At 59.5% G+C, this 22045-nt stretch carries 25 protein-coding genes and 3 tRNA genes; 12 read left to right on the forward strand and 16 right to left on the reverse strand.

Translation table 11 applies throughout. The annotated features are described in order from the left end of the window. Positions 1–57 precede the first annotated feature (57 nt). Positions 58–927, reverse strand: coding sequence for an esterase/lipase family protein (locus tag M5G18_RS14400; RefSeq protein WP_273899612.1), 870 nt, complete (start codon positions 925–927; stop codon positions 58–60). 256 nt (positions 928–1183) lie between these two features. On the opposite strand from M5G18_RS14400, the gene M5G18_RS14405 reads away from it, so the two are divergent. Beyond that, positions 1184–2383: a hypothetical protein gene (locus tag M5G18_RS14405; protein ID WP_273899611.1), complete on the forward strand. Its 1200-nt coding sequence runs from the start codon at positions 1184–1186 to the stop codon at positions 2381–2383. Between the two features lie 63 nt (positions 2384–2446). Here the strand turns inward: M5G18_RS14405 and M5G18_RS14410 are convergent, their stop codons facing one another. Then, positions 2447–3517 carry a 3-deoxy-7-phosphoheptulonate synthase gene (locus tag M5G18_RS14410; protein ID WP_273899610.1) on the reverse strand — a complete coding sequence of 357 codons (1071 nt, stop codon included), beginning with the start codon at positions 3515–3517 and terminating at the stop codon, positions 2447–2449. Positions 3518–4167: 650 nt separating this feature from the next. Here M5G18_RS14410 and M5G18_RS14415 point away from each other — a divergent pair. The 8 genes from M5G18_RS14415 (at position 4168) to M5G18_RS14450 (ending at position 8823) form a co-directional block, all read left to right on the forward strand. Continuing rightward, positions 4168–4611 carry a GNAT family N-acetyltransferase gene (locus tag M5G18_RS14415; protein WP_273899642.1) on the forward strand — a complete coding sequence of 148 codons (444 nt, stop codon included), beginning with the start codon at positions 4168–4170 and terminating at the stop codon, positions 4609–4611. Positions 4612–4738: 127 nt separating this feature from the next. After that, positions 4739–5380: a response regulator transcription factor GacA gene (gacA, locus tag M5G18_RS14420; protein ID WP_032829778.1), complete on the forward strand. Its 642-nt coding sequence runs from the start codon at positions 4739–4741 to the stop codon at positions 5378–5380. A 2-nt stretch (positions 5381–5382) separates the two neighbouring features. Continuing rightward, entirely contained in the window at positions 5383–7206 is a 1824-nt protein-coding gene (uvrC, locus tag M5G18_RS14425; protein ID WP_085603310.1) for an excinuclease ABC subunit UvrC, read from the forward strand. Positions 7207–7238: 32 nt separating this feature from the next. Next, positions 7239–7799 carry a CDP-diacylglycerol--glycerol-3-phosphate 3-phosphatidyltransferase gene (gene pgsA / locus M5G18_RS14430; protein ID WP_085603312.1) on the forward strand — a complete coding sequence of 187 codons (561 nt, stop codon included), beginning with the start codon at positions 7239–7241 and terminating at the stop codon, positions 7797–7799. 60 nt (positions 7800–7859) lie between these two features. Beyond that, positions 7860–7935, forward strand: a tRNA-Gly gene (locus M5G18_RS14435). 46 nt (positions 7936–7981) lie between these two features. Further along, positions 7982–8055 (forward strand) — tRNA-Cys (locus tag M5G18_RS14440). Between the two features lie 195 nt (positions 8056–8250). Beyond that, a tRNA-Leu gene (locus tag M5G18_RS14445) sits at positions 8251–8337 on the forward strand. 192 nt (positions 8338–8529) lie between these two features. After that, entirely contained in the window at positions 8530–8823 is a 294-nt protein-coding gene (locus M5G18_RS14450) for a hypothetical protein (RefSeq protein ID WP_273899641.1), read from the forward strand. Positions 8824–8909: 86 nt separating this feature from the next. Here the strand turns inward: M5G18_RS14450 and M5G18_RS14455 are convergent, their stop codons facing one another. The 9 genes from M5G18_RS14455 to M5G18_RS14495 all read right to left on the reverse strand — a co-directional run bounded on the left by M5G18_RS14455 (position 8910) and on the right by M5G18_RS14495 (position 16565). After that, positions 8910–9194: a hypothetical protein gene (locus M5G18_RS14455; RefSeq protein ID WP_273899609.1), complete on the reverse strand. Its 285-nt coding sequence runs from the start codon at positions 9192–9194 to the stop codon at positions 8910–8912. Between the two features lie 83 nt (positions 9195–9277). Further along, positions 9278–9508, reverse strand: a complete 231-nt coding sequence (locus M5G18_RS14460) for a hypothetical protein (RefSeq protein ID WP_007958902.1) — start codon at positions 9506–9508, stop codon at positions 9278–9280. 120 nt (positions 9509–9628) lie between these two features. After that, positions 9629–9859, reverse strand: coding sequence for a hypothetical protein (locus M5G18_RS14465; protein ID WP_273899608.1), 231 nt, complete (start codon positions 9857–9859; stop codon positions 9629–9631). Positions 9860–9930: 71 nt separating this feature from the next. Beyond that, positions 9931–11556: an ABC-F family ATP-binding cassette domain-containing protein gene (locus M5G18_RS14470; RefSeq protein ID WP_273899607.1), complete on the reverse strand. Its 1626-nt coding sequence runs from the start codon at positions 11554–11556 to the stop codon at positions 9931–9933. Between the two features lie 143 nt (positions 11557–11699). Next, a complete protein-coding gene (locus tag M5G18_RS14475; RefSeq protein ID WP_273899606.1) occupies positions 11700–12737 on the reverse strand; it encodes a DNA topoisomerase IB in 1038 nt (345 codons plus the stop codon). Positions 12738–12810: 73 nt separating this feature from the next. Then, on the reverse strand, positions 12811–13890 hold the full coding sequence (modC, locus tag M5G18_RS14480) for a molybdenum ABC transporter ATP-binding protein (RefSeq protein ID WP_273899605.1): 1080 nt from the start codon (positions 13888–13890) through the stop codon (positions 12811–12813). A 3-nt stretch (positions 13891–13893) separates the two neighbouring features. Continuing rightward, positions 13894–14574, reverse strand: a complete 681-nt coding sequence (modB, locus tag M5G18_RS14485; protein ID WP_007958914.1) for a molybdate ABC transporter permease subunit — start codon at positions 14572–14574, stop codon at positions 13894–13896. Further along, positions 14575–15330, reverse strand: a complete 756-nt coding sequence (gene modA / locus M5G18_RS14490; RefSeq protein ID WP_273899603.1) for a molybdate ABC transporter substrate-binding protein — start codon at positions 15328–15330, stop codon at positions 14575–14577. It lies immediately after the preceding gene. Between the two features lie 173 nt (positions 15331–15503). Then, on the reverse strand, positions 15504–16565 hold the full coding sequence (locus M5G18_RS14495; RefSeq protein WP_273899602.1) for an NAD(P)H-dependent flavin oxidoreductase: 1062 nt from the start codon (positions 16563–16565) through the stop codon (positions 15504–15506). 214 nt (positions 16566–16779) lie between these two features. Between M5G18_RS14495 and acuI the strand changes: the two genes are divergently transcribed. Further along, positions 16780–17763 (forward strand): acrylyl-CoA reductase (NADPH), encoded by a 984-nt coding sequence (gene acuI, locus M5G18_RS14500; protein WP_273899601.1) that lies wholly within the window; start codon positions 16780–16782, stop codon positions 17761–17763. A 61-nt stretch (positions 17764–17824) separates the two neighbouring features. Next, positions 17825–18283, forward strand: a complete 459-nt coding sequence (locus M5G18_RS14505) for a GyrI-like domain-containing protein (RefSeq protein WP_273899600.1) — start codon at positions 17825–17827, stop codon at positions 18281–18283. Here M5G18_RS14505 and ada read toward each other — a convergent pair. From ada to M5G18_RS14530, 5 genes are all read right to left on the reverse strand, one after another. Further along, positions 18280–19347 carry a bifunctional DNA-binding transcriptional regulator/O6-methylguanine-DNA methyltransferase Ada gene (gene ada / locus M5G18_RS14510; protein WP_273899599.1) on the reverse strand — a complete coding sequence of 356 codons (1068 nt, stop codon included), beginning with the start codon at positions 19345–19347 and terminating at the stop codon, positions 18280–18282. The genes M5G18_RS14505 and ada overlap by 4 nt on opposite strands. A gap of 88 nt (positions 19348–19435) precedes the next feature. Further along, a complete protein-coding gene (alkB, locus tag M5G18_RS14515; RefSeq protein WP_273899598.1) occupies positions 19436–20098 on the reverse strand; it encodes a DNA oxidative demethylase AlkB in 663 nt (220 codons plus the stop codon). Positions 20099–20103: 5 nt separating this feature from the next. After that, positions 20104–20817, reverse strand: coding sequence for a 2OG-Fe(II) oxygenase (locus M5G18_RS14520; RefSeq protein ID WP_273899597.1), 714 nt, complete (start codon positions 20815–20817; stop codon positions 20104–20106). Between the two features lie 90 nt (positions 20818–20907). Beyond that, positions 20908–21078: a hypothetical protein gene (locus M5G18_RS14525; RefSeq protein ID WP_007958927.1), complete on the reverse strand. Its 171-nt coding sequence runs from the start codon at positions 21076–21078 to the stop codon at positions 20908–20910. 34 nt (positions 21079–21112) lie between these two features. Beyond that, on the reverse strand, positions 21113–21415 hold the full coding sequence (locus M5G18_RS14530; protein ID WP_007958929.1) for a DUF1883 domain-containing protein: 303 nt from the start codon (positions 21413–21415) through the stop codon (positions 21113–21115). A gap of 211 nt (positions 21416–21626) precedes the next feature. Here M5G18_RS14530 and M5G18_RS14535 point away from each other — a divergent pair, with 211 nt between their 5' ends. Continuing rightward, a complete protein-coding gene (locus M5G18_RS14535) occupies positions 21627–21983 on the forward strand; it encodes a hypothetical protein (protein WP_273899596.1) in 357 nt (118 codons plus the stop codon). Positions 21984–22045 lie beyond the last annotated feature (62 nt).

Genomic DNA, 22045 nt, shown 5'->3' on the forward strand with positions numbered 1-22045 from the left:
ACCGGAATCAGTGGCTGATTTCTCGGCAAAGTTCCATTCGCTCATCTGATGCAGCCTCTACAGATTAGCGGCTTGCAGGCGTAAGACGTGTTCCACGTAGAGACTTATCGAGTCGCTCGCTCCTGCGGGCTGACCGATGTTGCGCCCCAGGCTGCGCAAGTGGTCAAAAGGGTAGTCGGAGCGGATAACAGTGCCCAGATGAGAACTGAAACGACCGACGAAACCGTCATTCTGCGCAGGCTCGGTGATGAAATACTCTGACAGGGCCAGGCAGATGCCTTGCACCGGATCGAAAGTTTTCAGGCTCATGGTTGGCACGACGCCGCTCCAGGAGTAATAGCGAACACCATTGACCTGTTCGGCCCCATGGCCACCCCATTTTTCAGGAAGGCCTTGCGGGTATTTGTCATTGAAGCTGCCTACGCCCTCGGTTGTCAGGGCGTTGAGCGCTGCCAGTGCATGGCGGGGCAACGTCGGGCTTGCGCTGAGCAGGGACAGAAAGTCGGCGAACAGCGTGGCCACATTCTGTGCCACATGTTCCGGCAGTCGTCCGGGAATCAATGCCTTGCGCAGGAAGTCTGCCAGCTCCGAGCCATGATTCGGGCCGCTGACCGAAGCCACGGAGGCGACCTTGTGTGGCGCCAGCGCTGCAGCGTATCGAGCAGACAATGCGCCCTGGCTATGACCGATCAGGTTGACTTTGGTGGCGCCTGTGCCTCTCAGTACGGAATCGATTTGCGAGAGCAGTTGCTCGCCCCGCACTTCGTTGTCATGGATGGACGACAGGTGCGGAACAAATACCTGAACCCCGGCGGCCTTGAGTGCCTGTTTGACGTCGTGGAACAGTTCGAAAGGGCCAATGCGCTCGAATCCGAACAGACCATGCACCAACAGAACAGGATGAAGAGTTGTGGCATTTCGTTGCATTTTTCCTCCGTGATCGCAGAGATTCAGCGATGTTGTCTGCGTGCCACTCTAAAACAGTCCTTACGTTCGCGATGCCTGAAGAGTCTTTCTAATGTGTTGGAAACTGGATCAGTGTGTGTACGAAATTTCACTTTTGAATGAGATCCGGTTCTGAATATTTGGAGGGTTCTCGCCTTGTTGAAAGAGATTTTCCAATTTTTGCCTACTCGTTCCAGTGCGTTTGGCGTTGCCTCGTAGGGTGTCGGGCTGACATCGAGTGGTCGATGAAACGCGTCAAATAGAGGCTCTTTCACGCAGCTTTTTGGCGGCGTGTGATTTCCAGGGAATGGAGCAGCAAATGGACATGACAGGTGCAGTGGCAACGGCTTCGCGAGAGCGGAAGATGGGGATGGGGGCTGAAAGAGCCGAGGATTTCGCGCATTGTCGGAGTCGCGAGCAAGCCTTGCGGCTACCTCTGCCGACCTTCGATTCGGTAGAGGGGGCGGTACTCGATCCCTCACTCGGCAGGGTTGTCGTGCGAATCGCTCCTTATCCGGGGATGGCGTGCGGGGACAGGATCGTATTGAGCTGGCGTGGTCTCGATATCGAGGGTCAGCCGTATCACCATGACATATCGCGATTTATCAGCGAAGCTCAACTAGGCAGGGAGATTGTTCTCGTCGTCCGCGGTGCCCACGTCGCGGCGCTGGACGGAGGGTCGCTGGAGGTGTTCTGGACGTTGACCAGCGCTTCACGACCGGAGCCACTGACCTCATTGAGCAGGCGACTGGATGTCGGAGACGTTCGATACAGTCTGATGCCAGTCACCCTTGAGGATGCCGTCGGAGGCAGTCTCGACCCCGCACGGGTCGTTGATGGCACCTCGGTCACTGTTCAACCCTATGCCGGGATGAGTGCTGGTGATCGGGTGTGGTTGATGTGGGAGGGGCCTGCGCCGGAAGCTTCCCTGCGAGACACGCTGATCGTCGAGTCCTTTGCTGTCGGGCTGCCTCTGGTGTTGGGCATCGCTCCCGAATTTATCACTCCGCATCTCGGCGGGGAGGTGGTGGTTCGATATTGTGTCGAACAGAAAAGCGGCGCGACTCGCGAATCAGGTGCGACGCGAATCAGCATTGCTCCTCTTGAAAGAGGTGAGCTGGCGGCACCCCAGGTGCTCGAAGCCGATGACGGAGTGCTCAGCGTGGAGGACGCGGTTGACGGCGTGAGCGTGCTGATCAGCGATGCGCGGGTGGAAGAGGGTGAGCTGGTTTATCTCAAGTGCGATGGCGAGTCATTCTTTCACCGCGACGACCGCGAAATAATCAGTGGAATGGCCATGCAGCCTTTGGTTTTCATCGTGCCGTACCGATTCTGGCGTGAACATGTGGGCAGCCGTGTGCAAGTGTCCTATTCGGTCGAGAGGCTTGATGATGTGAGTCAGATGTCCAGTGTGACCCTGCTGCGAGTACAGGGTTGATGCGTCGACATTGAGCATCGGCTGGCCCTCCGGTGAATGACACGCCGGAGGGCGGCTTGGCTGTCAGGCCTGTTGTCGAATGCGTTGCGCGGCGTCCAGCAACAGGCGTTCTGTTGCATCGAATCCGAGGCAGCCATCAGTCACCGAAACGCCATAACGCAGCGACTCGCTCAGGGGCTGACATCCCTCGAACAGGTGCGACTCGAGCATCATGCCGATCAATGAACGATTGCCTTGTAGTCGTTGTTCCAGCACCTCGTTGAACACGCCCGGCTGGCGGAGCGGGTCCTTGCCACTGTTGGCATGGCTGCAATCGACCATGATCCGGCTCGGAATTTTCAGGCGGTTCAACTCGGTGTTGATGACGGCAACGCTTTCGCGGTCGTAGTTCGGCCCTTGGTGACCACCACGCAGCACCAGGTGGGTGTCCGGGTTGCCCGGAGTCTGGATGATCGCCGGGTGGCCCTGGCTGTCTACGCCGAAGTGGCGATGGGCATGCGCTGCCGAACGCATTGCGTCAACGGCGACGGTCACTCCGCCATCGGTGCCGTTCTTGAAGCCGACCGGCATGCTCAGCCCGCTGGCCATTTCCCGATGGATCTGGGATTCGGTTGTGCGGGCGCCAATCGCGACCCAGCTCAGCAAGTCATCGAAGTACCCGGCGGCCATGGGTTGCAGCAGTTCGGTGGCGATCGGGAGCCCGAGGCGGATCATTTCCAGCATCAGTTCGCGCGACAGCGTGAGGCCGGCAGCCATGTCGTCGCTGCCATTCAAATGAGGGTCGTAGGCAAGGCCTTTCCAGCCGACGGTAGTGCGAGGTTTTTCGACGTAGGCACGCATCACAAGCAGCATGTCATCACGGACTTCTTCGGCCAGGCGTGAAAGTTTGCTGGCGTATTCGAGCGCGGACTCGGGGTGGTGTATCGAGCAAGGGCCGACGATCACCAGCAAACGCGGGTCATGGCCATCGAGAATCGCGCGGACCGCCTGGCGGTGGGCGACGACTTGCTGGTTCAGCACATTGCTCAGAGGCAATTGCTGTTTGAGTTGCAGCGAACTCGGCAGACGCAGGGTCAATGCTTCGTTGGCAGGGTTCAGGGTGGACAGTGGCAGAGCAGAAACGGACGAGTTCATGTTCGGTCTTCCTGGGCGGACGGCGGGGTTTCCCGCTCACTCGGCCCTACTGGGGTGTTCGACAATTGGCCGGATTGGCTACGTGTTTTGGCTTGCCACCTGTGGGTGACCGATCGGAGGCGGCAGGCTGTCCCGAGCGGAGGCTGGTAAATCGCCAGGCGGTAAAACTGTCGTAACGGTAATAAGTGGCGTAGTTCATTGGTTGAATCCTCAAAGTGTCTGGTGTGTTGCTGAAAAAAGTTCGGGCCTGAAAAAACAAAACCCCCGGTCGGGAGGCCGACCGGGGGTTGAGAAATCTCTGGTAGGCGACCCGTTCAAATGGGCGCCGGTTGGGTATCAGGCGCGCCAGTGGCTAAACCAATACCCAAAATAAAAGCTTGCAGGAGCAGCGCAGACGCCATTCACCCGGGCAGCCGCAACCGAGCGCGAGGCGCTGGCGGTACGAAGCTGTGAAAGGGCGTTGAACATGAGCTGTCTCCAAAGAATGCGCCGAGCTTACTAGAGGCGGCTGCGCGTCAGCAATCAGAAATTGCTATCGAACGCACAAGAGGGATTCTATGGATTGAGCGCCCGCCAAGGTGTGACACACTCTGCTTTCTGAAACGTGTGCTCAAGGAAGGGGCATGAACTTGAAGACGATCGAGGCAGGAATGAGTTTTGAGTTACGCCAGGCAACGTCCGCCGACCTGTCGTTTGTACGAGAGCTGACTTGCCGAAACATGCTCCGCTACTACATTCACTATGAGTTGCTGTGGCAGGACGAGGCGTTTGATGTTGCCTGGGCCGGGCGCGAAAACTGGTTGATCCTTCGTGAAGGCGAATTGATCGGCTATTTCAGTCTGAGTCGTGATGCTCGGGCCGTGTATATCCGCGAATTGCAGATCGTCGAAAGTGCTCAAGGCCAGGGCGCGGGATCCTGGGCGATCGATCAGGTTGTTGCGATGGCTCGGCTGGAGCATCGCCCGGCGTTGCGCCTGACGGTGTTCAAAAACAATCCGGCGCAAAATCTGTATCGAAGAAAAGGAATGTTTGTGCAGGGCGAGGACGAGTGTTTCCTGCGAATGCAGCTCGATTTCAGTACACCTGTGCTCTGAAACCCACGGCTGGCAAGCCTTCGATGAAGAATTGAAACTTTTTATATGTCGCTTGCCGCTAGGTCTGCCCGGCACTTTTTGCTAAGGTGTCCGGCATCCCAATAAGACCATATCGCGAGGTGTCTGCTTGATTAGGGTGCTAGTGGTCGACGACCATGATCTCGTTCGTACAGGCATTACACGGATGCTGGCCGATATCGATGGCCTGCAGGTGGTAGGCCAGGCCGAGTCCGGGGAAGAATCCCTCATCAAGGCTCGTGAGTTGAAGCCCGACGTGGTGCTGATGGACGTCAAGATGCCAGGCATCGGCGGTCTCGAAGCCACGCGCAAACTGTTGCGAAGTCATCCCGACATCAAAGTGGTCGCGGTCACCGTGTGTGAGGAAGATCCGTTTCCTACACGGTTGTTGCAGGCCGGTGCGGCGGGGTATCTGACCAAGGGCGCCGGATTGCCGGAAATGGTTCAGGCCATTCGGCTGGTGTTTGCCGGCCAGCGCTACATCAGTCCGCAAATTGCCCAGCAACTGGCAATCAAATCCTTTCAGCCGACCAACGATTCACCGTTCGATGCCTTGTCGGAGCGGGAAATCCAGATTGCGTTGATGATTGTCGGCTGTCAGAAGGTTCAGATCATTTCCGACAAATTGTGCCTGTCGCCGAAAACCGTCAACACCTACCGCTACCGCATTTTCGAGAAGCTCTCGATCAGCAGCGATGTCGAGCTGACGCTGCTGGCGGTTCGACACGGCATGGTTGATGCCAGCCTCTGACCATGACTGAAGCATTCGATTCGGGCGCCTTTCTTTCGACCGTCAGCGGGCGCCCCGGCGTGTATCGCATGTTCGACAGCGATGCGCGTCTGCTCTACGTCGGCAAGGCCAAGAACCTCAAGAAACGCCTCGCCAGCTACTTTCGCAAGACAGGCCTGGCGCCGAAAACAGCGGCTCTGGTCGGGCGTATCGCCCAGGTCGAAACCACCATCACCTCCAATGAAACAGAGGCGTTGCTGCTCGAGCAAACCCTGATCAAGGAGTGGCGGCCGCCGTACAACATCCTGCTGCGCGACGATAAATCCTATCCCTATGTCTTTTTGTCTGACGGTCAATTTCCGCGCCTGAGCATTCATCGCGGGGCTAAAAAGGCCAAGGGCAAGTATTTCGGTCCCTATCCGAGTGCGGGGGCGATTCGCGAAAGTCTCAGCCTCCTGCAGAAGACGTTCTTCGTACGTCAGTGCGAGGACAGCTACTACAAGAACCGGACCCGGCCGTGCCTGCAATATCAGATCAAGCGTTGCAAGGCGCCCTGTGTCGGATTGGTCGAGCCTGAGGTTTACGCCGAGGACGTGCGTCACTCGGTGATGTTCCTCGAAGGGCGCAGTCATGCGTTGACCAATGAGCTGTCGACGGCGATGGAAGAGGCTGCAATCAATCTTGAATTCGAACGCGCCGCCGAACTGCGCGACCAGATTGCCTTGCTGCGTCGGGTGCAGGATCAGCAGAGCATGGAGGGTGGAACGGGCGACATTGATGTGATCGCCGCGTTCGTCAATCCGGGTGGTGCCTGTGTTCACTTGATCAGCGTGCGGGGAGGGCGGGTGCTTGGCAGCAAGAATTTCTTCCCACAAGTCGGAATCGAAGAGGAAGTGGCCGAGGTCATGGCCGCTTTCCTCGGGCAATACTTCATCAGTAGCCCTGAACGCGACTTGCCGAGCGAGCTGATCGTCAATGTCGTACACGAAGACTTCCCTGCGCTCATCGAGGCCATTCAGGCGCTGCGCGGGCGTGAGCTGACCATCAGCCATCGGGTGCGTGGTACGCGGGCGCGCTGGCAGCAACTGGCCGTTACCAATGCCGAACAGGCGCTGGGCGCACGGCTGGCCAATCGTCAGCACGTTGCCGCACGTTTCGAAGCGCTGGCTGAGGTGTTGAACCTCGATGAGCCGCCGCAACGGCTGGAGTGCTACGACATCAGCCACTCCAGTGGTGAAGCCACGGTGGCTTCCTGCGTGGTGTTCGGCCCGGAAGGGGCGATCAAGTCGGATTACCGTCGTTACAACATCGAAGGCGTGACCGCCGGCGACGATTACGCCGCCATGCACCAGGCCCTGACCCGACGCTTCAGCAAGCTGAAGGAAGGCGAGGGCAAGCTGCCGGACATCCTGTTGGTGGACGGCGGCAAAGGGCAGTTGTCGATGGCACGTGATGTGCTCAACGAACTGGCTGTTCCGGATCTGATCTTGCTGGGGGTCGCCAAGGGGGCCACGCGCAAGGCGGGATTCGAGACTTTGTATCTGAATGATGCGGCAAACGAGTTCACCTTGCGGGGGGATTCGCCGGCGCTGCATCTGATCCAGCAGATTCGTGACGAAGCCCACCGCTTTGCAATCACCGGCCACCGTGCACGGCGCGGCAAGACTCGCCGTACGTCGACCCTGGAAGGCGTTGCAGGCGTCGGGCCGACCCGGCGTCGGGATTTGTTGAAACATTTTGGTGGATTGCAGGAGCTGTCTCGTGCAAGCATCGAAGAGATCGCCAAAGCACCGGGGATCAGCAAAAAGCTAGCAGAGTCGATTTATGCAAACCTGCATAGTGAGTAGAATGCCCATTCACCTCGTAGCCAGTTGTGCCGATGAATATCCCTAATCTGATTACCGTTCTCCGCGTCCTGCTCATCCCGATCTTCATTCTGTTGTTCTATCTGCCTTACCAATGGAGCTATCTGGCCTCAAGTTCTGTATTCGCCTTTGCGGCGGCAACGGACTGGCTGGATGGCTATCTCGCGCGACGTCTGGAGCAAAGCACACCGTTTGGTGCGTTTCTGGATCCTGTCGCTGACAAGCTGATGGTGGCTGTTGCCCTGGTATTGCTGGTGCAAGAACATGGCAACCTTTGGCTCACGTTGCCGGCCGCTGTCATCATCGGTCGCGAGATCGTTGTCTCGGCACTGCGTGAGTGGATGGCCGAACTCGGTGCACGGGCTCATGTAGCCGTGTCGAATCTGGGCAAGTGGAAAACTGCTGCGCAAATGCTTGCACTGGTGATCCTCCTGGCCAACCCCAAGGTTTTCAGTTTCTGGGTTTTCATCGGTTACGCGTTGTTGATGGTGTCGGCAGGCCTGACCTTGTGGTCGATGGTTCAATACCTTCGCGCTGCCTGGCCGCATCTGAAGACCGATGTTGAAAAGAAATAAAACTTTTTTGAATCAAAGGGTTGACGGGGCATCTGGAATCTATAGAATGCGCCACACCAAGCGGGAATAGCTCAGTTGGTAGAGCACGACCTTGCCAAGGTCGGGGTCGCGAGTTCGAGTCTCGTTTCCCGCTCCAATTTGTACAACGTTTGTTGTTGCGCTACTGACAGCAAATGTTTTGAGGCCGAGTAGCAAAATGGTTATGCAGCGGATTGCAAATCCGCCTACGCCGGTTCGATTCCGACCTCGGCCTCCACTATAAACAAGCTCCGTAGATCCATGATTTACGGAGCTTTTTTATTTGCGTTGCACTGAAAGATTTAGTCTTTGAAACGGCAACTGCAAACTTGCTTCACCGGGAAGTGATGTATATATTTCCCCCTCTGCCGCCGACGCGCAGTTCCTGTCAGGACTGTGAATCGTCTTCAGAGCCAAGCAACACCGCGCTACCGCCCGAATGGCGAAACTGGTAGACGCATGGGACTTAAAATCCCCCGTTCGTAAGGACGTGCCGGTTCGATTCCGGCTTCGGGCACCATGAATATCAAGGGCTTGCATGAGATACCTCATGCAAGCCCTTTTGGTTTTTCCGCAATGGAAAATTCCTTTCCGCCAATCAATTCGCGGATTTCACTTTCTTTCCGTTGCGATTCCAGACGTACTCTTCGGTCATTGCGAACGAAGTGAGCTAGTGTTTCTTTCTAGCTCACCCCAACACAGGGCAATAATGATGAAAAGACTGCTACTGGGCGTTTTGCTGATGTCTTCCGCCGCTGCTCAAGCCGGCATCCCGCTATTGAACGCAACATGCCCTGGAAACATCGAGGTCCACGCAGACAAAGGCGGCCCGATCTACATCAATGGCAAAGAAGGAAAACTGAAGAAATTCAACGATAACGCCTTCGAAGCCAAAGGCAGTGGCGTGACCATCTCGTTGACGATCATGCCCGACGGCTCACCTGATGTTTCATACACGGGCAAGAACAAAGCCAATGGAGTTTGCCAAGTAAAGGAAACGAAGTAAGTCGACTACTCCATTAACCGGGCTCTAATCACCAGAGCGTTTAGCGAACAGCAAAATGGGCCGATCCAATCGGCCCATTTTTTTGTTCAGACAAATGCTTGCCCGGTAAACCCTCTAGGCAAACGCTGAAGTCCGGCCATCGCGGTCAAACGCTCGATCCACTCCGAACGCCAGTCGGACGCCGTGTGCTGGTCCTTTGAATGGCGAGCCGCGCGCCGCGCCGCATTGCGCTGGTCTTTGCGCGCATCCTTGTAAGCGTCGGTATTGCGGCAGCTGCGGCACTTCACTCGATTGAGTTCGTTGCTGGAGGAGAGGTTGTTGCCCTTGTGCCCACAGGCCAGGTGCCCGTCGACTTTGAAATGAATGACCATAAGACGCCTCCTTGGTGACGTGTAAAGGTATTGACCTCACACGACCAAGGACGTTCTTTTTTCGGGCACCGTGTATCGATGACCTACCTGAAGCGTGGCAACGGCCGGTCGATCGGTTTGAGCGATGACAAGGTGCTACGAATCAGCGGGGTATCCTTTTCGATATCGTTCAGCCGGTCGCGGATGCGCAGGGCGGTGGGGTGCCCGCCTTGATGGTCGACCCAGTCGGCGATCTCTTTGCAGGCCGCGGCGAGGCGTGCTTCGCGGGCATCGAGCAAGGTGAGGAGAGTGGTGATGGACTCTCTTTCGGACATGGAACACCTCCGTTCATTAATCCGCTCGGTGGCAGCAAAAAGCCCGCGAAGGGCGAGCTTTCTGCCGTTGGGGCGCTGCTCCTTCAGCTGGTTTGAGTATAGACCCGTAAATGACAGCTATCAGCCCGACGACTCGGGGGCGGTCACTCGGGAGCTGGCGGCGTTGAGCCGATGACATTCCTTGCGGGCGTCGTCTTCCCGATCGTAGCCATCGCCGATGAAACCGCCGGTTCGCGTGTCGCAGATGCGATACCAGCCCAGGGCTTCGGCGGGCTCATGGAGTGTTTCTCCGGCGCGCCGGCCGTGGATGACGATCTTGTTGCAGCGCTTCACGACGAATATGTCTTCCATGGCGTCACCGCGGCTGATTCGTACCAGATCAACTATAGAAGCCCTGACCAATCGTGCAAAAAATACACAGGTCAGTTCGTCGGGTGCAGTTGCCAGCCTGATGGTTGCCAGCGCAAGTGGTGAGTCGGATTCAACGCCTCAAGGAAGTCCTGATCGTGGGAAACGGCGACAACGGCGCCGGGAAATGTCTGTAATGCTCGTTCGAATGCTTCCACCGAAGGCAGATCCAGGTGATTGGTCGGCTCATCCAGCAGCAACAGCTGCGCAGGATCCTCTCGCCACAAGGCCAGTGCCAGCGCGGCTTTCAGGCGCTCGCCACCGCTCAACGCAGCGCAGGGAGCCGTGGCGCGGCTTGCATCCAGCTGCAAGTGGGCGAGATAACTGCGCAGGGTGCCCTCGGCCAGCGTGGCGCCTTGCGTCATCAACTGTTCGGTAATGGAACGCTGATCGTCCAGTTGTGCCAGTTGCTGATCCAGGAATGCGAAGGGCACGTGAGTCGTGGCGGCTCCATCGACGGGTGCCAGTTCTTCGGCGAGCACTTTCAACAGAGTTGATTTGCCGCACCCGTTGGGACCGCTGACAGCGATGCGCATCGGGCCGTGGATCGTCAAATTCAGTGCATCGTTCGGCAGCCATGGCAGCCGAGCGTCAATCAGCGTGCAGATCTGACGGTTGTTCGGCACGGCGCTCCCGGGCAGGTTGATCAGCACGCTGCCTTCGGGCTGCACCTTTGCGTAAGCCTCGCGCACCTGGGCATCCAGCTCTGACTTGCGGGCCTGATGCCCCTGACGGACATGCCCCATGATTTCACGGGCGGCGCCCTTGATCGCCACGTATTCGAAACTGGCAATGTTGGCGGTTTCGGCGTTGCGCCGCGAGTTGGCGGCGTGGCGCTGTATGGTGTCGTGCTCGCGCCGTAGCCGAATCCGCTCGCGCTGGCGTTCACTTTTGGCGTGGTCGAGACGTGCCTGCGCCGCGGCTTGATGGATTCGCTGATGTTCGCGGAATGCCGAGTAATTGCCACCGAATTCGATAGCCCCCGACGCGCTCAACTCGACAATCCGCTGCATCCGGTCGAGCAATTGCCGATCATGGCTGACGACGATCAAACCGGTGTGCCACCGCTCCAGCGAGTTCATCAGCCATTGCCGTCCCGATGCATCCAGATGGTTGGTCGGCTCATCGAGAACCAGCAACGGAGCCTGACTCAAAAACGCGCCAATCAGGGCGATGCGCGCTTGCTGGCCGCCACTGAGGTTCCCGGTGTAATCAGTGAAGGCAACTTCTGTCAGGCCGGCGTCATCAAGCAGGCGCCGCAGACGGTCCGCCAGATCCCATTGTTCGCCAATAAGATCGAAATCCTCGACTGATCCGCAGCCCCGGTTCATTCGCTCCAGCGCCTGAAGAATCGCGGCGCTGCCGGTGGACTCGGCGACCGTCTCGCCCGGTGCAGCGACAAAGCTCTGCGCCACATAGGTCGTCGCCACGGCGCGCGTCACGCTGCCGCTGGTGGGTTGCCATTCTCCGGCGATCAGGCGCACCAAAATGCTTTTGCCAACGCCGTTGCGCCCGACGATGGCGGTCGGGGTGTGATCGAATTTCAGATTGAGTGCAGTGAAAATCGTCTCGCCATTGGCGAACTGAAAACCCAGTTGATTCAGGGAGACGAGAGCAGGCGTACGCGAGACGTGAGTCATCGGCACCTCCAAGAAATGTCGTGAACACTGACACGCGCCATGAGCGGCGTGTCGCGATTACATTTTTGAAGGCTTAGTTGTTCACTTCTGCGGTCGTCCCGGGGAGGTAGGAGGGCGTAGCCTAGTCGAGACGGCGGAAGGCTTCAAGACACGTTTGCCTGCTCGACCATCCGTTCAAGGAATAGCGCCAGCGCGACTTCTTCCTTGCGCAGGCCCTTGCGGAGGCGCGGCTTCGGCAACTCGGCCAGAGCCCCGAGCATGAAATGCTCAACCACCGCCGGGTGGATGTAGCACTTGCGACAGACCGCCGGTGTGTTGCCCAGTTGCCGCGCGACGCCCTTCACCATCTCGACCACATGCCGCTTGGCCTCGGTCTCGGACTCCCATTGCAGCTCCCGCAGAACCGCCAACGCCAAGGCACTACCGGCCCAGGTCCGGTAATCCTTCGCGGTGAAGTCGGCGCCTGTCAGGGTTTGCAGGTAGGTGTTGACGTCAGAGGAGCTGACGGTGTGCCGCTCGCCGTTTTCATCCAGATACTGAAACAGGTTCTGTCCCGGAATTTCCAGGCAGCGCTTGATGATCCGTGCCAGGCGCCGGTCCTTCACCGTGATCTGATGTTCGATGCCGCTCTTGCCGCGAAACTGGAACAGGATCGCGCTGCCGTTGACCTCGACATGCCGGCTGCGCAGCGTTGTAAGACCATAGGAGCGATTGTCCCGCGCGTATTGCGTATTGCCGACGCGGATCAGGGTGGCGTCGAGCAGCGTGATAACCGTCGCCATGACTTTGTCGCGGCTGAAGCCGGGCGAGGCCAGCAGCGCTTCCAGCTGTTTGCGTAGTTTGGGCAGCGCCAGACCAAATTCACGAAGACGCGAATACTTGTCCGCGTCGCGCACTTCGCGCCAGCGAGCGTGATAGCGATATTGCTTGCGTCCTCGGGCATCGCGGCCGGTGGCTTGCAGATGGCCGCGCGGGTCGGCGCAGATCCACACGTCGATGTACGCCGGTGGAACGGCCAGTGCGTTGATGCGTTTGATCTCGTCGGGATCGGTGATGCGCTGGCCTTCGGGGTCGAAGTAGGCGAATTTTCCGCGCAGTTTTTTGCGGGTGATACCGGGCTGCGTGTCATCGACGTAATGCAGGTCCGAAGGCAACACTTCGGTGAGCGCAGTATCGGGCATGGCGGACTTCCTTCGCGGCAAATCAGGCTGTTAAAGCCATTGACCGCGCGTCATGACGGTCGTGCCCGCGGATTTACGCCAGTACCGCAACAGCCTTGATCTGGGCCCACAATGACTGGCCCGGATGCACGCCAAGCTGATCCCGCGAATAGCGAGTGATGCGCGCCAGCAGCGGTGTTCCGCCGACATCGAGGCGAATGAGCACGTGCGCGGCGTTATCGGCCGACTGTTCGCTGACGACCGTGACCGGCAGGCGATTGAGGATGCTGCTGAACTCGCTGTTTTGCAGGGTCAGGCTGATGTCGCGCGTGTGAACCTTGCAACGCAGTCTCTGACCCGATGTCATCGGAGCGTGTGTCACGCGAATGCTCAGTGACGACTCCGGCAGTTGCAGGGTGAGCAATTGATAGTCGGCATCGTAGCCGCTGACCTGGCCTTCGATGATCACCCCGGCGTCGTTGTCCATGGCCAGGGGCAGGTCGAGCCGCGCCAGGGTTTCGCCGAGCGGACCGCTGGCCAGCGCTTTGCCGTCGCTGAGCAGCACCAGATGATCGGCGAGCCTGGCCACTTCGTCCTGCGCGTGGCTAACATACAGCACCGGGATTTCCAGTTCGTCGTGCAGGCGTTGCAGGTAGGGCAGGATTTCGCTTTTGCGCTGACTGTCGAGGGCCGCCAACGGCTCGTCCATCAGCAGCAATTTGGGGCTGGTCAACAGCGCGCGAGCGATGCCGACACGCTGACGCTCGCCGCCGGACAAGTGCTGCGGGTGACGATCGAGCAAGTGGCCGATCCCTAGCAGTTCGGTGGCTTGGGTCATGTCGACCCGGCGCTGCGCCTTTGGGATGCGCTTGAGGCCGAATTGCAGATTGGCCAGCACCGACAGGTGCGGAAACAGGCTGGCTTCCTGAAACACATAGCCGAGCGCGCGTTTGTGCGGTGGCACGAAAATGCCTTTCTCGCTGTCCTGCCAGACCTCGTCATTGATACGGATAAAGGCTTGAGGCGCGCGTTCGAGCCCGGCGATGCAGCGCAGGCAAGTGGTCTTGCCCGAGCCGGACTGACCGAACAGCGCCGTCACGCCGCGACCGGGCATCTGCAGGTCAACATCGAGGCTGAAGCCCGACCAGGCCAGTTTCAGACGTGCGTCAATCATCGATCAACTCCAGCCCGCGCGGGTCTTGCGGCTGGAATACAGCGCCAGCAACACCAGAAACGAAAACACCAGCATCGCCCCGGCGAGCCAGTGCGCCTGTGCGTACTCCATGGCTTCGACGTGGTCGTAGATTTGTACGGAAACCACCCGGGTCTTGTCGGGAATATTCCCGCCGATCATCAGCACCACGCCGAATTCGCCGACGGTGTGGGCGAAGCCGAGGATGGCCGCAGTGATGAAGCCGGGACGGGCCAGGGGCAGAATCACGCTGAAAAAGGTATCCCAGGGATTGGCGCGCAAGGTCGCAGCCACTTCCAGTGGGCGTGTGCCGATCGCGGAGAAGGCGTTTTGCAACGGCTGCACCACGAACGGCATGGAATAGAGCACCGAACCGATCACCAGGCCGGTGAAGCTGAAGGTCAGGGTGCCAAGCCCCAGCCATTGAGTGAAATGGCCAATGAAGCCATTGGGGCCGAGCGCCAGCAACAGATAGAAACCGATGACTGTAGGAGGCAGCACCAACGGCAGGGCGACAATCGCGCCGATTGGGCCGCGCAGCCAGGAACGGCTGCGCGACAACCACAGGGCAATCGGAGTGCCGACGACCAGCAGGATTGCGGTGGTCAGGGACGCCAGTTTCAGGGTCAGCCAGATCGCCGCGAAATCGGCACTCGTCAGCGACATTTACAGCTGGTAACCGTAGGACTTGATGACCGCAGCGGCTTTCGGGCCTTTGAGGTAATCAACCAGCGCCTTGGCAGCGGCGTTGTCTTTGCCTTTGTTGAGGATCACTGCGTCTTGCTTGATCGGGTCGTGCATGCTCGCCGGCACGATCCACGCCGAACCGCTGCTGACCTTGCCGTCCTTGTAGATCTGCGACAGGGCGACGAAGCCCAGTTCGGCGTTGCCGGTGGACACGAACTGGTAGGCCTGAGTGATGTTCTGGCCTTCGACGATCTTGGCTTTGGTGGCTTCAGTCAGTTTCAGTTTTTCCAGCACCTGAGTGGCGGCCAGACCGTAAGGGGCGGCTTTCGGGTTGGCGATGGACAGGTGCTGGTACTCGTTTTTCTTCAGAACGTCGCCTTTGACATCGACGTAACCTTCCTTGGCCGACCACAGCGCCAGGGTGCCGATGGCGTAGGTGAAGCGCGAGCCCTTGACGGTGTCGCCTTCTTTTTCGAGTTTTTCAGGGGTGGTGTCATCGGCCGAGAGGAATACTTCGAACGGCGCGCCGTTTTTGATCTGGGTGTAGAACTGGCCGGTAGCGCCGTACGCAGCGACCAGTTTGTGCCCGGTGTCTTTTTCGAAATCGGCGGCAATCGCCTGGATCGGCGCGGTGAAGTTGGCCGCGACAGCGACTTGCACTTCGTCGGCCTGAGCGGCGCCGATGGCGAATACCGCGAGCAGGGCAGGGGCAAAACGTGAGGCACGATTGATCATGTAACGGCTCCGTGGGTGGCAAGTGCAGTGGGCAGTTATTATTGGAAGGTAGACTGCGCCTATGCGAGGGGGTGAAACGCTATATAGCGAAATATATAGCGAAATGCCGCCAAACGGGAAGCACTGCTTTTAAACCGGGCGAGGGCGCCACGCTCCTCACCCGTTCGGGTTCATCATCGCGTCAGTTTTTTCAGCGCACCTTCAGCCAGTTGCCGGGTCAGTTCGGCGGTACCGAGGTCTCTGCCGAGCGTGAAGGCCTGGCCGGCCCAGAGGTTGCTGAATTCGGCTTCACCCTTCGCGCGCAGCGGCATCAGGGCACCGCCCGCCAGCGGAAAGGCAGGGGCCTTGTCCGACATCGGGCCCAGCTCGCGCATCACCCGATTGAGAATCCCCCGCGCCGGGCGCCCGGTAAACAGATTGGTCACCGCCGTCTCGCTTTCCTTGGCGGTACGCAAGGCCTTGTGGTGCGACGCACTGACTTTCGCTTCCGGAGTAAACAGATACGCCGTGCCGACCTGAACCGCTGAAGCGCCGAGCAGGAACGCTGCCGCCACGCCGCGTGCATCGGCAATCGCACCGGCAGCGATCACCGGCACACTCACCGCGTCGACCACTTGCGGCACCAGGGCAAACGTACCGACCTGGCTGCTCAGGTCATCGCTGAGGAACATCCCGCGATGGCCGCCGGCCTCGTAACCCATGGCGATGATCGCGTCGCAACCGTTCTGCTCCAGCCAGATCGCCTCGTCGACGGTGGTCGCCGACGAGATGATTTTCGCACCGGTGGCCTTGACCCGATCCAGCAGGGATTTTTCCGGCAGGCCGAAGTGGAAACTCACCACTTCAGGGCAAAACTCTTCCAGCACTTCGCAGGCAGCCGCATCGAAGGGCGCGCGGTTGGACACCGGCGTCGGTGCATCGAAATCGACACCCAGTTCGCGATAGTAGGGTTCCAGCAGATTTTTCCAGTCACGGGCCTTTTGCTTATCGGCGGCCGGAGGCTGATGGCAGAAAAAGTTGACGTTGAACGGATTGCTCGTGCCCTGGCGAATGGTCTTCAGCTCTTCGCGCAGTTGCTCGATGGTCAGCATCGCGGCCGGCATCGAACCGAGGCCCCCGGCGTTGCACGCTGCGATGACCATGGAAGAATTGGTGGCACCGGCCATGGGGCCCTGGATGATCGGCAGCTCGATGCCGAACAGGTCAAGAATGCGGGTATCAGGCCATTGGCTCATAAAATAGCTTCTCCGACGACAAAACAGGGCAGGGACGGTAGCAGCCGGTTTTTTAACGCAAAGCCACCCCCATGACCAGCACAGATTTGTAGCTTGAGCAACTGGCGCCGGCTCGACGTTCGGGCCCGATTGGCTAAAGGTCGAGTGGGGCAAAATGTTGCAGTGTGCTATTCCAATCCCTCGACATCCTGAATTCCACCCGTGAGAGGCAGTCATGTTCAAAGGCATTTTGATCGACAAAGACGACAGCGGTTATCGCGCCAACCTGCACGAGATCAACGACGAGCAGTTGCCGGAGGGCGATGTGACGGTTCGCGTCGCGTACAGCACGCTGAACTTCAAGGACGGCCTGGCGATCACCGGCAGCAGCCCGGTGGTGCGCAAGTTTCCGATGGTGCCGGGGATCGATCTGGCGGGCACCGTCGAAGTCAGCTCGCATCCGGACTACAAGGTTGGCGATGCGGTCGTGCTCAATGGCTGGGGCGTCGGTGAAAACCACTGGGGCGGTCTGGCGCAGAAGGCGCGATTGAACGGTGACTGGCTGATTCCGCTGCCCAAGGCATTCACCGCTGCGCAAGCCATGGCCATTGGCACGGCGGGTTATACGGCGATGCTGTGCGTCATGGCGCTGGAGCGTAACGGCGTGGCCCCGCAACAGGGCGAAGTGCTGGTGACCGGTGCCAACGGCGGCGTCGGCAGTTTTGCCATCGCGTTGCTGAGCAAGCTGGGCTACCGCGTGGTCGCTTCGACCGGTCGAGTGTCGGAACACGAGTACCTGAAACAACTGGGTGCCAGCGAAATCATTGATCGCGCCACTCTGTCCGAACCCGGCAAGCCGCTGGCCAAGGAGCGCTGGGCGGGCGTCATCGATTCGGTCGGCAGCCACACGCTCGCCAATGCCTGCGCCAGCACCCGGGCCGAAGGCACGGTGGCCGCGTGCGGTCTGGCTCAGGGCATGGATTTTCCGGCATCCGTGGCGCCGTTTATTTTGCGTGGCGTGACGCTGGCAGGGATCAACAGCGTGACTCAGCCCAAGGCGCGCCGCATCGAGGCCTGGGATCGTCTGGCGAAGGATCTGGATTTCGCGCTGTTGCCGCTGATCAGCCATGAAATCGGCCTCGGCGAAGCCCTCGAAGCAGCCCCGAAGTTGCTCGCCGGTCAGTTGCGCGGGCGGGTTGTGGTCGACGTCAATCGCTGACACATTAGCGCCACCGCGGCCCGCCCGGGCCGCACTTCGAGCTAATGGAGTGGCGTTTTCGATGGACTTACAACAGCAATACGTCGATGCATTCACGGTTTCCGGCCTGCGCGTACGCACCACCAACGCAGCCGAACACAACCCTGAAACCGCGCAGATCGGTCCGATGTGGGGACAGTTTTTTGCCAAGGGGCTGGCGGAGGTGATTCCCGGCAAGCTGACCGAGTCGTCTGTGTATGGCGTGTATTCGGCTTACGAGTCGGATGCCTCCGGGGCATTCGATGTCACCGCCGGGGTGGCGGTGGCCGAACCTTCAGCAGACTTCGAGACGATCCGCATCGAAAGCGGCAATTATCTGGTGTTCGAAGGACGCGGCCCATTGCCGGGAGCGGTCATCGAGACCTGGGGCCGGATCTGGCGGCACTTTGAAGCCAATCCGCAGATCGAGCGTCGATTCGCCACCGATTTCGAAGCCTATACCGGCCCCGAATCGGTGGCGATTTACATCGGCCTGCGTTAAGCCGGCGTTTCGCGCAGCAACAACTCACGCTTGCGCTCCACGCCCCAGCGATAGCCGCTGAGGTTGCCGTCGCTACGCACCACGCGGTGGCACGGAATGGCCACCGCGAGGCTGTTGGCGCCGCAAGCCTGAGCCACTGCGCGCACGGCTTTTGGCGAGCCGATACGCAAGGCGATGTCCGCGTAGCTGGCGGTGCTGCCGACCGGTATTTCCCGCAGCGCCTGCCACACCCGTTCCTGAAACGCCGTGCCGCGCACATCCAGCGGCAAATCCAGTCCGATGGCAGGCGCTTCGATGAAGCCGACGACGTGAGCGATCAGCTGTTCGAACTCGGCATCGGCGCCGATCAGGTTGGCGCGGCGAAACTGGTCCTGCAGGTCGCACACCAATTGGTGCGGGTCGTCCCCCAGCAGAATCGCGCAGATCCCGCGCTCGCTCTGTGCCACCAGAATGGCGCCGAGCGAGCACTGGCCGACAGCGAAGCGGATGTCGTTGTTCTGCCCGGCAGCCCGGAAGTCGCCGGGTTTCATCCCCAGTACCTGATCGGCCGCCTCGTAGAAACGGCTGTTGGAATTGAAGCCGGCATCATACAGTGCGTCGGTCACCGTGCCGCCATCTGCCAGGCGCTGACGTACCCGGCGCGAGCGATGCGCGGCGGCATAGCCTTTGGGCGTCAGGCCCGTTGCGGCCTTGAATACACGATGAAAATGGAAGGCGCTCAGGCCGGCGGTCTCGGCGAGATCGTTGAGCGCCGGCAGGCTGTCCGACGCCTCGATCTGGCGACAGGCTGCCGCGACGGTCGCAGCATGTTGCGCGGCGACTTCGGTCTGATCCTTGCTCGCCCGCTTGCTGGGGCGATAGCCCGCTGCCTCGGCGTCCTCGGCGCTGTCGAAAAACTCGACGTTCTGCGGTTTCGGCAAGCGCGCCAGGCTGCTGGGGCGGCAATAAATGCCGGTGGTTTTCACGGCATAGACAAACTGGCCGTCCGCCCGAGGGTCGCGTGCCACGACAGCGGCCCAGCGTGGATCGTCTTCAGTGTTCAGCGAGGTGGAAAGCGTTTTCATGATGGAGAGTCCGTTGACCTGTTGAATTTCAGGTTAACCAGTGCCACCGGCCGGAACACTCCGACCCTTGCGGTCAAACTTTGCAGGATTATCCGGCGGTGCGAAACGTCAGGTTGAAACGCTGTTCGCCAAGGCGCGGGTGCCGGCCGGGCTTGATCGGCAGAATGCCGTGATAGCGCAGTCGGTCGACGCCGCCCCAGATCACCATGTCGCCGTGCAGCAGCGAGATTTTCTGGCTCCTGTCACCACGCGCGAAACCGCCGAACAGAAACGTGGCCGGCAAGCCCAATGACAGTGAAACGATCGGCGCTTCGTAGGCATTTTCGTCTTTGTCCTGATGCAACGACATCTTCGCGCCTGGGACATAACGATTGATCAGGCAGGAATCCGGTACGAAGTCGGCAAATCCCGCGCGTTTCGCTGCGGCCTGGGCGAGCTCGCGAAACACCTCGGGCATGGCCGGCCAGGGTTGATGGCTCACGGGGTCTTCGGATGAATAGCGGTAGCCGTTTCGATCGGTGATCCAGCCCAGTGCGCCGCAGCTGCTGGTGGCCACCGACATGCTGAAGCCCCCGGGCGTCATCATGTGGCGCAATGGGGCGCAGGCGATGATCGATTCCAGGGCCGGCAACAACTGATCGATTTGTGGCAGGGCAAAGCCGCGCAGCACCCAGGATTGCTCGCCGATCTGGTCGGCGCGTCGGGGCTGCTCGGATTCTGTGTCGGCGAACAGATCGAAGGTGGTTTGCATGATCGTCAGGTCGCGTCGTGGAAGATGATGCCCAGAGTATGCCGTTTTCCGTTGTGCAGTCGGCTGACGCCGTGGCGCATGGTCACCCGATAGTCGCCGCGCACGCCTTTGACCGGGCGTTGGTTGACGGCAAAGATCAGCGCGTCGCCTTTTCTCAGGTCCATCACCATTGGGCGCGACTGCATTCTCGGACGTTGTTCGGTCATGACGAACTCACCGCCGGTGAAATCTTCGCCAGGTTCTGACAGAAGAATCGCCACTTGCAGCGGAAATACATGTTCGCCGTACAGGTCCTGATGCAGACAGTTGTAGTCCTGCGGGCCGTATTGCAGCAAGAGCGGGGTCGGCCGCAGTTGACCGGCGGCGTGGCAGCGCTCGAGAAATTCGCTGTGTTGCGCTGGAAAGCGCGCTGGCAGGCCCATGCGTTCATGCCAGCGGTTGGCCAGCGGCACGAGTCGCGGGTAAAGCGCGCTGCGCAGGCGTTCAACCACGGATGGAAGCGGATAGCGCAGGTATTTGTATTCCCCGCGCCCGAAACCGTGGCGGGCCATGATGACCTGGGATCGAAATGGTTCGCTTTGTGGGTAAAGCGCACTCAACCGATCACAGGTGTCCGGGCGCAGCAGCGTGCGGATGACGGCACAACCGTCCTGATCCAGTTGCAGCTCCAGGGCGATCCAGTCGAGCGCATCGAGCGGGGAGGCGGGTGAGGGTGACATGCTGATTCCTTGGCTTACATTCAGGTATCAGTCTGGGCCGTCCACCCGGCCGCAACACTCCGCCGCTTGCGGTCGAATTTCGTCCGGGTTTTACAGGGCCTTGCTGACGCTGATGTCGCTGATCACATCGTCGCTCTGGCCATGCAGGGCGTCCAGTGCGGCCTTGGCCTCTTCCGGCGTGCCGTTTTCCAGCTGGGCAAACTCGAAGCGGCGTTCACCGTTGAGTTTGTACTTGATCACGTATTTGGTCGTTTGGGCCACGTTGATGCTTACCTGTCTGCGTTGGCGGAACTGCTCAGCTGAGTTTGGAGCTCGAGCGGCGAATGATCTTGATCGAATGCGTCAGGGTCGGCTTGCGAGTCACGCTGATCGCGCGGCGGTTGACGGTGTCGATGGTGATGTTCCAGAAACCGGTGCTCGGCGCGGTGATACGGGCCGGGAACGTGTCGAAAGCGCCGCCGTGATAGGTGTGACGGCCGCCATTCTTGAAGCTGCGAAAGTTGGCGTCGTTCATCAAGCGGATGTTGCAGGTTTGCGAGCATTGAATGACGACGATGTCGTCTTCGTTGAGGTGCTCGCGCTGGTGAATGAATTTCATGGGCGCCTCCAGAAGGGCTTTTTCTACAAAATCAAAACGATAGCATTGTCGATTGGCGCAGTTTATCAGCCCGGACAGGTTATTATCCGGCCGTCGGGCACCGCTTTGACAATTAAAAACAGATATTCACGATTCCATGTGGGTTAAATGCAGCAGGCCTCGGAGAAAAACGGCATTCGTGCTGTCGGAGGGTCTTTATCGGAGGTTTTGTATGAAGTGGGGTGTGGTGATTCTGCCGTTGGCATTGGCTATGGGTGGTTGCGCAAGCGTTTCGGAAATCAATGAAACGCTGCCGACCATGAGCGTCATTTCCGGCAAGAAACCCCATGAATATGCTGAGTGCCTGGCCGAAAAGCTGTCCGGCAGCCGGGGTGCCCTGCAGGTGGAGCGGGGCAAGGACGAAGTCCGGGTCATCGTTCCGGGCAAGCTGGGATCGGGTCCGGCCGCGGTGTTTGACATCGAGGATCGCTCCGGTGGCAGCAGCATCAAGCTGCACGAGCGAATGTCCAATGTGCCACTGCGTCCATGGGATGTGCGCAAAGCCGCCACGGCCTGTATTTCCGGCTGATAGACTGTCAGCAGTCAGCATTGATGCCGTCACAGCGTTGCTGTGGCGGCATTGTCATTTCT

Source organism: Pseudomonas aphyarum, assembly GCF_028657055.1.
In the GTDB taxonomy this organism is placed as follows: domain Bacteria; phylum Pseudomonadota; class Gammaproteobacteria; order Pseudomonadales; family Pseudomonadaceae; genus Aquipseudomonas; species Aquipseudomonas aphyarum.